Consider the following 12,028-nt stretch of genomic DNA (forward strand, 5'->3'; position numbering starts at 1 on the left):
CAGTATGATCGGAACATGGTGCGCGGCAAGGATTTCGATGCGAAACACGCATTGGGCGAGGTCGCGTGCCATTGGCAGGGCTTGGTACACCGCGATTTCGGTGTTAACTTTGATCCCATGTCTTCGAGCCGTCCGACCGCACTGCGGGTCACCTATGTGACCGCCGCACTGGGTCTGCGACTGCCGTTGACTCGCGAACTGTGTTGTTCCTGCTGCAGCTGAGCCGTTCTTTCGGCTCGTGCGCTGCCCAGCCGCCGCACGCGTAGGCATGTCCCGTCGTACGGGACTTCAGCAAGGAACCTTCATATGTCTGTCCCCACCCTTGATCGATCCGCCTCCAGGGTCGTCACCGGTCGTGTCCGTGTTCAGCGTCCCGTCGTCGCGCCGGAACTCCGCATCGCCGACAATCCGGCGGCGGCTGTATTGCGCACCGCGACCGGCGGCCCGATCTCCCGTGACAATGCCGCGCGCACAACGGGTTTGAGCATCGCGACGGTCAACCGTCAGGTGTCGGCCCTGTTGGCCGCCGGTCTGCTGCGCGAGCGCCCCGACCTGACCGCGTCGGGTGCGGTCGGACGTCCGCGGGTTCCGTTCGAAATCGATCACGAGGCCTATCTGACCCTCGGCATCCATATCGGCGCCGCGGTCACCAAGATCGTCGCGGCCGACCTGCGCGGCCGGATTCTCGGCGGCCTGGCGATCGCGACCCCGCAGACCGGTCAGGACTTCGCGACCATGACCGTCGCGCGCAGCGCAAAGGCGTTCTTGCAGCGCTGGCATCGGCGCAAACCACTGTGGGCCGGTGTGGCGATCGGTGGGCGGGTCGATCCGCTGACCGGTGTCGTCGACCATCCCAAGCTGGCCTGGCAGGGTGCGCAGGTCGGTTCGGTGCTCGGGGAGGTGCTGGAGCTGCCGGTCTCGGTGGCGCCGCACGTCGAGGCCATGGCGGCCTCGGAGCTGCTGTTGCCGACCGGCGAACCGAAGGATGCGGATCGCCATGGTGTGCGCATCGGCGGTCCGGGGAGCAGTCTGTACTTCTATGTCCGTGAAACCGCCGGTGTCGCGGTGACTTTGGACGGCCGGGTGCACACTCCCAGTAGCGGTCCTGGTTCGATCGCGCACTTGCCGACCGGCTCCGATGTCGAATGCACCTGCGGCCGCCGCGGCTGCTTGGAGGTAACCGTCGGCGATCGATCGCTGCACGCCAGAGCCGTTGGGCGCGGAATCATTCCGGCGCACAAGGGCACCGGCGGCACCACCATCGCCGACCTGTACCGCGCCGCCGAGTCGGGTGCGGAGGATGCGCGGGAACTGCTCGCCGAGCGCGCGACCATCCTCGGGCACACCGTCGCGATGGTCCGCGACATGCTCAACCCGGACCGGGTAATCCTCGGCGGCCAGGCCTTCACCGGCTACCGCCCCGCGGTCGCGCACGTGGCCCGCGCCTTCGCCCAGTCCTCCCAACTCCCACCCACCGATATCCGCATCAGCGGATTCGGCGGCAAGGTCCAGGAATTCGCGGCCGTCGTCACCTCGCTCAGCGTCCTCTACGCCGACCCGCTCTCAGCGATCCGCCGTACCGCACTGAGCGACTGACAGTTGCACAGCAGGTCTTCTCGCTAACTTCAGAAAGTAGGCGAGAAGACCTGGGGGATGGCGGGCGATGAAATCGCTTGGTGCTGGATGTTCAGCGGCCGCTCGCGAACAGTCCTTCGAGTGCGGTGATGAAGTACGGGAAGTGGCCCGCGAAGCGCTGGAGGTTGCGGTCGCGTTCGAAGCCGCCGAACCAGTAGAGGCCGGGTTGGGAGTCGACGGCGGGGTTCAGTTCGCGGAAGGCGCGGATCCAGTTGTCGGCGCGGCCGCCGATCACCATGAACGGCAGCGCCCTGGAGAAGACCAATTCCTGGTCGGCGGGCGGGATCTGGTCGCGGCTGGTCGTATCGAGGCCGCGCTGCAGTGCGCGGACGTGGCCGACGAGTTCGCGGCCCTGGGCCGTGCGGACCGGCAGGAATCGCGGCAGCAGTGCGCTCGCGATGCCACCGAGCAGGATGGCGATACCGACCAGCGCGCTGCCCGACATGAGCGCCAGCGCAATGGTCGCGGCGATACCACCGACGATCAGCGCCCCACCCAACAGGACCGGCAGACCGATGCGGGCGCGATCGATGAAGGCGCCGCGCTCGACCGCGTCGGCGAGCATGGCGGCGCGCACCGGTTGGGCCTGCACGCGGCCGGGCGCGCGCAATTCGCCGACCGTCACCGAATCGGTGCCCTCCGGCAATAGCGTTCGGTAGACCGCCTTTTCGTAATCGCGCAATTGATCATCGGGCGCGTTCACCCGGTCGATGCGCCAATCGCTGTCGCCGACGGGCGTGATCCAGAGATACCGGCGCACCGCGAGGTCGATCACCGTGGCCGCGATATCGCCCGGATCGACATGTTCGTCGAGCAATACGCCCGCCTCGCCGGGCAGAATGCCATCGGGAGAGGTGAACTGGACCTGGTTGCCAGCGCGCAGCAGCGGATCGATCGTCTCGGAACCCCCTGTGGCGGCGGCGTTTTCCCGCCGAGCCTTGAGCACATAGGCCACCAGTCCGGCCAGCGCGAGCAGCAGTACCCCGAACGCGACCAGCACCGGAGTCGTGAAGGAGAAGGCACCCGCTTCGTTGTTGTCGCGGATATCGGCGTTGGCGGGCACCGTGCCGGGCGGTAGTTGCAGGGTCAGGTCGATATTGTCGCCCTTGTGCAGGTCGCTCTGCTGCCAGTAGAGCACCCCGTCCGCCTCGATCTGCAGATCGGAGCACTTCCGCAGATTTCCGGGCGGGCCGAGTTTGCAGTCCACCACGCCCATTTCGTAGCTCGGGCTGATCAGCGATGCGTCGATCGAGGCGACATCGGCATTGATCGTGCCGAGCCAGCGGAAGACCTGGCTGCCCGGCGCGTCACTGACGGTGTTGTGGATCGCGTAGGTGAAGGTGGACTCGCCGGGCTTGGCATCGATGGTGAACAGATCGTTCGCCACCGTCGCGGTGCCCGCGCCGGTCGTATCGACATCGGTGACCTTGAAGACGCGTTCCACGTCCTGGCCCACCTTCAGCCGCAGCGGCAGCGTCATCTTGAACTCGCCCGCGTCGGGCACGACCACCCTCTCGGTGACCTCGAGCACGCCGTCCCGGCTCAGTTTCAGATCGGCGACGATATTCACGCCATCGGTTGCGGGCTCCGTGTGGGCAACCGGTGCGGCTGCCAGCATTCCCGCAGCGGCGAGAAGTAGCGCGCTCGCGGCGCCCCCCCGAAAAGTCAGCATGGCTGCCTACTCTAGACAAGTTGCTATTCTGCGTCAGCAGCCCGGCGCGAGCGACGAGCCCGCAGGCGGCAGCGCGGCGCACCCACGAACGGACCTGGGAGCGACGCAAGGCCAACACTGTCGGCGATGATTGAGACGAGGGGGTACGGGGGAGTGACACAACCGCCGTACGGCTATGGACCGGTTCCGCCTGGTGGGCAACCGGTTCCGCCGCGTCCAGGGCCGGGTCTGCCATATGGCCAGCCGGGCTATCGTCCCGCGCCCGGTCAGCCGGGTTACGGCCAGCAGCCCGGATATGGCCAGCAGCCAGGGTATTCGCCCGGGTACGGCCAACAGCCGGGCTATGGTCCGCCGGGTTATGGCCAGCAGCCCGGTTATCCGGCATCCGGATATGGACAGCGTGCGCCGATGCCGCCCCCGACGCCCTACGGTCCGCCGGGACGCCCACCCCAGCGCCGCAAGGGCGGTGGCGGCTGGGTGGCCATGCTGTTGATCATCGTCTTCGTGGTGGCGGGCGGACTGGTGCGCATTGCGATCACACACGGCAAGGTCAGCAACACCGCATCGGGTCCCGGCCCCAGCGTGACCTACACCCCGGACTCCGGCGGTGGCGTATCGGAGACCGGAACCAATCCACTGCTGACCGATCCGAACACCACCTTGATTCCGGCGAGGTGCTCCTATGCGCCGTGGGGTACGCAGGTGGATACCGCGCGCAAGTTCTTCGAGACGGCCGCGAGCTGCCTGGAGTCGGCGTGGAAACCGATACTGGCGCAAAAGAATCTGCCGTTCCAATCGCCGACGCTGAATGTCAGCGCGAATACCGACGGCATCACCACGCCGTGCACCGGCTCGACCAGTAATTTCGCCGCGTTCTACTGCCCGGCGAACAAGACCATCTACATGCCGATCAGCCAGTTGCAGACCGACCTGTTCAAGGACAACTGGATCGTCTACCTGTCGGTCTTCGCCCACGAATACGGCCATCACGTGCAGGCGATGGCCGGAATCCTGCGCAAGGCCAATAGCGATCGGGTCGACGCGGGTGTGCGCAGTGAGAAGGGTTTGGAGTTGTCGCGCCGAATCGAGTTGCAGGCCAACTGCTTCGACGGAATGTATCTCGGCTCCTCGGCCAATGGCGGTTCGCTGACCACATCGCAGATCACCCTCGCCCGACGTGATGCGCACGGCCGCGGCGATCAGCGCGGCGATATGCGTGATCACGGCACCGCGGCCAACGGCGGGGCCTGGTTCGAGATCGGCGTGGACAAAGACCGTGCGGCACAGTGCAATACGTTCACCGCGTCGGCCACTTCGGTGTCGTGAGCGGATGACGCAGCCGCCCTACGGCTATGGTCCGCCGCCCGGACCTCAGTCGCACGGATATCAACCCGCACCGGGCTATCCGCCGCCGCCCGGATATCAACCCGCCCCCGGATACCAGCCACCGCCGGGTCCGCAGCCGGGATATGGCCTGCCACCTGGTTATCCGCCCGCCTATGGTGCACCGAATGCGGCGCCGTACGGTCCGCCGATGCCCTACCAGCGGCCCGGTTATCCGCCGCGTCCGTACCCGCCGCGGCGGCGGAGTTCGGGTGCGGGACTCAGTGCACTGCTCGGTGTGCTGACGGTCATCGTCGCGGTCGTCGGACTGTTCGTCGCATCGGCGATTTCGGCCGATAACGAGAAGAACAGACACCGTCCGTCGGCCTACACCCCGCCGACGCCCAGCTACACCTACACGCCGCCGACATCGGCGACGACCTCGTCACCCAGCCCGACATCGCGCACCGCGTCGCAGTCCACAACGGGGGCGGCAGCGCCGACCACGACGAAACCCGCTGGGCCGCAACCGGTTGCCAAGCTCGGCGAGAATCCGCTGTTCAGTGACGACAATAGTGGGCTGATCAACATCGACTGCGACTACCCGGCCTGGGCCGCGACGACCGCAGCGGCCACCCGATTCTTCCAGGCCGCGGCCGACTGCCTGGACAAAAAGTGGCGGCCCACCTTGCAGGGCGCGAATCTCCCGTTCTCCAGTCCGGGTCTGAGTGTGCCCGCTCGAGCGTCGGACGCGACATCCCCGTGTACTACGGCCAGTAGCAGCTTCGCGGCCTTCTATTGTTCGACGAACCACACGATCTACATGCCCCTGGACAAGATCCAGGTCGAGAAGTACGGCGACGACGTGGTGATCTATCTGTCGGTTTTCGCGCACGAATATGGTCATCACGTGCAGGCGCTCTCCGGGATATCGCAGCGGATGAACACCGAGCGCAATGAGGCGGGCACCCGCACTGCGCTGGGACTGGAGTTGTCGCGCCGCTTCGAGCTGGAGGCGGACTGCTTTTCCGGAATGTACGTCGGCACATCGACCTACGACGGCGTCTTCACCGTGGCACAGATGACTCGCGCCACGCAGGACCAGGTCGGGCGTGGCGACCGGCAAGGTGACGCGCGCGATCACGGCACCGGGCAGAACCAGGCCAACTGGTTCACGCAGGGACATAAGTACGACAGGACGTTCCAGTGCAACACTTGGAAGGCTCCCTCGGACGAGGTTTCGTAGCCACCGCTTTCGAGTGCAGGTCGATATCCGAAAGAGCAACGCCTGGCTCACGCCCTACTGAATCGGTGCGGTTCGTACCGATTCAGCGGTGACGTCAGCCAGGCGTCGTGGCGCTGTTGCCGCTTCGATCAGTGATCGCCACCGTGCGGCTGACCGAAGTGCCCCTCGCCGAAGCGCCGCGGCGAATGTCCGTGCACGCCTTCGGCATACGCGGTCTCGGCATGCAGGGCGAAGTCGATGCCCGCGGTCTCGTCTTCCTTGCTGACCCGGAATCCGAAGAACCGGTCGATGCCCTTGCCGAGTGCGAAGGTGACGGTGAACGCGTAGGCCGCGGTCACCAGCACGCCGACGAGCTGTTTGCCGAGCTGTGCGAATCCGCCGCCGTAGAACAGGCCCTCGACGCCACCGGTCATCACCTGATTCGCCAGCAGCCCGATCAGCAGCGTGCCGACAATGCCGCCGACGAAGTGCACGCCGACCACGTCGAGCGAATCGTCATAGCCCGCCTTGAACTTCCAGCCCACCGCGAATGAACACACCACTCCGGCCGCGAGGCCGACGATGAGCGCGCCGGGGGTGTTCACCGAACCGCACGACGGCGTAATCGCAACCAGTCCGGCCACCACACCGGAGGCCGCACCGAAGGTGGTCGGCCGACCGTCGCGGATCTGCTCGACCGCGAGCCAGCCGAGCATGCCCAGACAGCCGGCCACCAAGGTGTTCAGGAATACCGCCGCCGCAATGCCATTCGCCGTCAGCGCGGATCCGGCATTGAATCCGAACCAGCCGAACCACAGCAGACCCGCGCCCAGCAGCACGAACGGCAGGTTGTGCGGACGCATCGCATCGGTCTTGAAGCCGATGCGCGGGCCGAGCACGAGCGCGAGCGCCAGCGCGGACGCGCCGGAGGCGATCTCGACGACCATGCCGCCCGAGTAGTCGAGCGCGCCGAAGGAGGCCAGCCAGCCGTCCGGACCCCACACCCAGTGCGCGATCGGCACGTAGACCACCAGCGCCCACAGCGGCACGAAGACCATCCAGCCGGAGAATTTCGCGCGGTCCGCGATCGCGCCGCTGACCAGTGCCGCGGTCAGGATCGCGAAGGTCAGCTGGAAGGTGGCGAACAGCAGTTCCGGAATCGTGCCGTGGACGGTGTTCGGGTCGATGCCGGCCATACCGAAGTGGTCGAGATTCCCGATCAGACCGCCGCCCGCGTCCTCGCTGAACGCGAGGCTGTAGCCGGCGAGCAACCAGACCACGGTCACCAGTGGAATCGCGATGAAGTTCATCATCAGCATGTTGAGTACGCCGGTCGAGCGCACCATCCCGCCGTAGAAAATCGCCAGAGCAGGCGTCATCAGCAGCACCAGGGCCGTGCTGATGAGCAGCCAGGCGGTGGCCGCGGGATCGATGGTTGAGGACACGGGGTAACTCCTTCCACGCGTGCATGCGTTGCGAAGAAATTACCGAATGCTCACAGCGGCCTCGAGCACCGCTAGGGGATATCGGCCCAGACAGTTCAGCGCCGCGACTTCTTGGCCAGCGCCCGCAGACCCCGACGGCCGGGCACCGGAAGGTCCTCGCGCACGGCCATCCATTCGGCCGTGGTGAGCCACCGCTGCTGAATGCGCGCGTCCGCGGTGTCGTGGAACATCCGGCGGCCGCGATCGTCGCGCAGTTCGCGAGCGAGGGTGGACCAGCGCGGTGGGCGCCCGTATTCGGCCAGGTAGTCGTTGAGGTAGCTCGCCACGATCGTGCCGATCGCATTGACCGGCCGCAGCGAGACCCGGTTGCCGTATCTGGCGGAATAGAAACGCCTTGCGGCACACAGGGATCCGGGGTTCGCATTGGAGGCGATCCAGCCGGCCCGCTGCGCCCGTTCGATCAACCAGAGGTGTTTGACCGCGGTCGGCGGGATATCGTCGATCCGCTCCCGGATCAGCGTCATCACCGGTTCGGACTGCAGCACGTCGCGGCGGGTGGGGCCGGTGCCGTGCGCGAGCCAATGGTCCTCGGCCAGGCGGGCCAGCACCCGGCCGAAGTCGTCGATGCTGCGCTGGGCCCGGCGACCGAGGCGCTCGATGCGCTCGGCCTCGCGGCGCATCTCGTTCTGGGCCGTGAGGGTCCGGATCGCGGCCATGGTCGGCACCTGGCCGCGCTCCAATAGCTCGAGGATGGCCGCGGCGGTCGACGGATCGGCGGCGGCTGCCACCGGCAGCGAATCGCGCTTGATCGCGAAGTCCTGCGGGCTGATCGCGCGGCTGAGCAGGTCGACGGCGGCATGGTCGTCGGCGAAATCAGTGCTCGAAAGCCAGGCGGCGGCGATGTCGTCACACGACGTCACGGTGGAAGTTTCCTCCGGTGGAAGCGGTGTGAATTCGGCGGAAAGCGCCCTGAATCGTGGGAGAGCCAGGTTGTGTCCCGGTCGGGATGAGGGACCGGCCGGGACCACCAACCTGATGAAGGTTTGGCTACCGAAGTTGCCGCTAACCACGGTAGCCAGGCAATTGCGTAGATGTCATCCCGGTTGACGTATTCGTTATCTCTGCAAATCGGTCGCGAACCAGGGCGTGAGTTCAACTAATCGACGTAAATGTCACTGGACGGGCGCGAAAATTACCTGTTCGTCCGTTCTTGATCTTCGTTAGCTCCGGCGTTGCCGCCTTCGGCGCTGATCAGTGGGGGCTAACAAAGGTTTGCGCATCTTGTGATCTACATCACATATATCTTGCGAAACGCCCGACAGCACGCCGCGCCCGGCCTGTCGGCCGACGGGAATGGGCATTGTCGGTGGGCGCCGGTAACCTCTGGCCGTGGCTCTGTACCGGAAGTACCGACCGGCAACGTTCGCTGAAGTGGTGGGTCAGGAGCACGTCACCGACCCGCTGAGTACCGCGCTCGACACTGGTCGCATCAGTCATGCCTATCTGTTCTCCGGACCCCGGGGCTGTGGCAAGACCTCTTCGGCGCGCATCCTCGCACGTTCGTTGAACTGTGTGCAGGGTCCGACCTCGACGCCGTGCGGCGTCTGCCCGTCGTGTGTGGCGCTGGGGCCGGGTGGTCCGGGCAATCTCGATGTGATCGAGCTGGACGCCGCCAGTCACGGTGGTGTCGACGACACCCGTGAACTGCGTGACCGGGCCTTCTACGCGCCCGCGGAGTCGCGCTATCGGGTGTTCATCGTCGATGAGGCGCATATGGTCACCACTGCGGGCTTCAATGCGTTGCTCAAGATCGTCGAGGAGCCGCCGGCCCACCTGATCTTCATCTTCGCCACCACCGAGCCGGACAAGGTGCTGCCCACCATCCGCTCCCGCACGCACCACTACCCGTTCCGGCTGCTGCCGCCCGCGACCATGCGCGGACTCCTCGGCAAGATCTGCGAGCAGGAGCATGTGCCGGTAGAGGAAGCGGTGTACCCGTTGGTGATACGCGCGGGCGGCGGGTCGCCGCGCGACAGCTTGAGCGTGCTCGACCAGCTGCTCGCGGGCGCGGGCCCCGAGGGAGTCACCTATGCGCGGGCCGTCTCGCTGCTCGGCGTCACCGATGTCGCGCTGATCGATGATGCGATCGACGCGCTCGCCGCCAGCGATGGCGCCGCCCTCTTCGGCACCATCGATCGCGTCATGGAGGCGGGCCACGACCCACGCCGCTTCGCCGTCGACCTCCTGGAGCGCCTGCGCGACCTGATCCTGCTGCAGGCCGTCCCCGATGCCGCCGACCGCGGCCTGGTCTCCGGTCCCGGCGATGTCCTGGACCGCATGCGCGAACAGGCCGAGCGCACCGGCCCGGCCACCTTGGCCCGCCACGCCGAACTCCTGCACGAGGGCCTCGGCGAAATGCGCGGCGCCACCGCCCCACGCCTGCTGCTGGAAATCGTTAGCGCCCGCATGCTGCTGCCCTCGGTCTCCGACACCGAATCGGCCACCCTGCAACGCTTGGAGCGCCTCGAACGCGGCATAGCGACCGGCGCGATCGCCCCCAGCGCCGCCCCGGCCCCATCCACCGACACATCGTCCGCCTCACCCCAGACCGCCCCGCCCCAGTCGGCACCGCCGCGTGCCGCCAACGAGCCCCCACGCCGCCGCGGCGCGGAACTCCTCGCCGCCGCGCGCCGCGAAAAGGACGCGACCCGCGCGGGCGCGAGCCCCGCGAGCGGCCCGCAGGCTGCTGCTCCGACGCAGGCTGCTGCTCCGACGCAGGCTGCTGCTCCGACGCAGGCTGCTGCTCCGACGCAGGCTGCTGCTCCGACGCAGGCTGCTGCTCCGACGCAGGCTGCTGCTCCGACGCAGGCTGCTGCTCCGACGCAGGCTGCTGCTCCGACGCAGGCTGCTGCTCCGACGCAGGCTGCTGCTCCGACGCAGGCTGCTGCTCCGACGCAGGCTGCTGCTCCGACGCAGGCTGCTGCTCCGACGCAGGCTGCTGCTCCGACGCAGGCTGCTGCTCCGACGCAGGCTGCTGCTCCGACGCAGGCTGCTGCTCCGACGCAGGCTGCTGCTCCGACGCAGGCTGCTGCTCCGACGCAGGCTGCTGCTCCGACGCAGGCTGCTGCTCCGAGGCCGAGCCTGCCCGCAGAGCGCGCAGCGGCTGTTGAACAGCACTCGGCCATCGGGCTCGGTGCCCTTCCGGATCAGGGCGTCGGTGTGGACGCTGCCGTTGTGGCGCGGCCTGTTGCGGAGGCCGCTGGGCAAGCTATCGCCGACGAACAGAGCGCCGCCGCTGGGCGGCAGTCGGACTCCGGCCGGGTGGATGCCGGAGCGGAGTTCGCCTTCGTGCCGGTCGATACGGCTGGACCGGAGGTGGCAGCGCCGCCGTCGGCGGCCGAGTCCGGTGACCGAGTCGTCGCGACCGATCCGACCGGGGGTGGGTCTGCTGGTGCGGTGGGTTCGTCGGCGGGTGTCGGATTGCCGGAATCCGGAGGAGCGCAGGCCTCCGAGGCAATCACACCGACGGGGCGCGACTACGCAGGGTCCATAGGTGCCGATGCGGCGTCATTGTCGGCTCAACGGTCCGACCAAGCCGCCGCAGATCGGGTGGCATCCCCGGCCGGGGTAGCGGCGCAAGCGAGCGCGCCGACGACCGGTGCGGGCGCTGCCTCCATGCAGCAGGATGTCGCGCCGCAGCAAGGGGGCGCGCCGCAGCAAGGAGGCGTGGCGCAGCAAGGGGGCGTGGCGCAGCAAGGAGGCGCGCCGCAGCAACGGGACGCGGCGGATCAAGTTGGTGTGAGTGCTGCTGGGGAGCAGCAGGGAGGCGTGCAGGAGGACGCGGATCTGTTGCGGGCGGTGGAGGGGGCCTGGGCGGATATTCGGGCGAAGGTGCGGGAGTTCGGGCCTACCGTGCAGGCGTTGTTGTCGGGGGCCTCGGTGGCGCGAATCGAGGGGGATGTGATCGTTTTCGCGCATCAGCACGCGCCATTGGCGCAGCGGCTGTCGGATCCGCGGAATGTGGAGGCGGTGCGGTCGGCGGTGCGGGCCGTGCTCGGCAGCGATCATCCGGTGCGCTGGGAGGCCGGTGGCGCCGCGCCGCGGCAGGCCGCCGCGCCGCAGAAGGCGGGCCGGGGGCGTGGCCAGACCGGGCAGCAGGCCGGGAGTGCGCCGGGACGTGAATCCGGCAACGCCGTCGCCCGCGGTTCGGATGCGCCCGCGCCACCGCGTTTCTCGCGGCCGAGTCAGACCAGGGCCGCGGGCGCCGATACCGCGACCGGCGGTGCGCAGCGGCCCGCGCCGGGCGGCGAAGCACGGCAGTACCGCGGCGACGACGATATCCCGCCGCCCGACTACCCCGATCTACCGGATGACCCGGGCCCGATGGATTACCCGCCGATCGACGGCGTCCCACCGCCCTCCACACCGGAGGAGGAGCAGGAGATGCTGGCCGAATCGCAGACCCCGGTGGCACCGGGGGATCGACGCGACCCGGACGAGGTCGCCTTGGAGTTGCTCAAAAGTGAGCTGGGTGCCACACGACTCGATGGTTGACAACCGGCGTTCACACGACGTTAAGTTAACCGGAGTTCGCACACGACGGTAGTATGAACGGGTGGCCGCGAATTGCGGTATCGCGACGTTCTATCGTATGCCCAGGGCTACTGGGCGGTAGGACTCGTGATCACCGCTGCTTGTCGGCTTTTGTACAGCGTTAGGACGATCGGG

At 67.6% G+C, this 12,028-nt stretch carries 8 protein-coding genes; 5 read left to right on the forward strand and 3 right to left on the reverse strand.

The annotated features are described in order from the left end of the window. Positions 1–15: 15 nt before the first annotated feature. The gene (locus ACQP2D_RS01640; RefSeq protein WP_433681967.1) at positions 16–222 is read left to right on the forward strand and encodes a hypothetical protein; all 207 of its coding nucleotides are present in this window, start codon (positions 16–18) and stop codon (positions 220–222) included. Positions 223–306: 84 nt separating this feature from the next. Then, complete coding sequence (locus ACQP2D_RS01645) at positions 307–1,596, forward strand: ROK family protein (protein ID WP_433681968.1); 1,290 nt, start codon at positions 307–309, stop codon at positions 1,594–1,596. A 91-nt stretch (positions 1,597–1,687) separates the two neighbouring features. Here ACQP2D_RS01645 and ACQP2D_RS01650 read toward each other — a convergent pair whose 3' ends face one another. After that, the gene (locus ACQP2D_RS01650) at positions 1,688–3,307 is read right to left on the reverse strand and encodes a DUF2207 family protein (protein WP_433681969.1); all 1,620 of its coding nucleotides are present in this window, start codon (positions 3,305–3,307) and stop codon (positions 1,688–1,690) included. Positions 3,308–3,433: 126 nt separating this feature from the next. Between ACQP2D_RS01650 and ACQP2D_RS01655 the strand changes: the two genes are divergently transcribed. Next, positions 3,434–4,633 carry a neutral zinc metallopeptidase gene (locus ACQP2D_RS01655; protein WP_433681970.1) on the forward strand — a complete coding sequence of 400 codons (1,200 nt, stop codon included), beginning with the start codon at positions 3,434–3,436 and terminating at the stop codon, positions 4,631–4,633. Between the two features lie 4 nt (positions 4,634–4,637). Beyond that, positions 4,638–5,876: a neutral zinc metallopeptidase gene (locus ACQP2D_RS01660; RefSeq protein ID WP_433681971.1), complete on the forward strand. Its 1,239-nt coding sequence runs from the start codon at positions 4,638–4,640 to the stop codon at positions 5,874–5,876. 128 nt (positions 5,877–6,004) lie between these two features. Here ACQP2D_RS01660 and ACQP2D_RS01665 read toward each other — a convergent pair whose 3' ends face one another. After that, on the reverse strand, positions 6,005–7,300 hold the full coding sequence (locus ACQP2D_RS01665) for an ammonium transporter (RefSeq protein WP_433681972.1): 1,296 nt from the start codon (positions 7,298–7,300) through the stop codon (positions 6,005–6,007). A gap of 95 nt (positions 7,301–7,395) precedes the next feature. After that, positions 7,396–8,220, reverse strand: a complete 825-nt coding sequence (locus ACQP2D_RS01670; protein ID WP_433681973.1) for a hypothetical protein — start codon at positions 8,218–8,220, stop codon at positions 7,396–7,398. 469 nt (positions 8,221–8,689) lie between these two features. Here ACQP2D_RS01670 and ACQP2D_RS01675 point away from each other — a divergent pair, with 469 nt between their 5' ends. Next, positions 8,690–11,854 (forward strand): DNA polymerase III subunit gamma and tau, encoded by a 3,165-nt coding sequence (locus ACQP2D_RS01675; RefSeq protein WP_433681974.1) that lies wholly within the window; start codon positions 8,690–8,692, stop codon positions 11,852–11,854. Positions 11,855–12,028 lie beyond the last annotated feature (174 nt).

It is taken from the genome of Nocardia sp. CA-119907 (assembly GCF_050955995.1).
Classification (GTDB): domain Bacteria; phylum Actinomycetota; class Actinomycetes; order Mycobacteriales; family Mycobacteriaceae; genus Nocardia.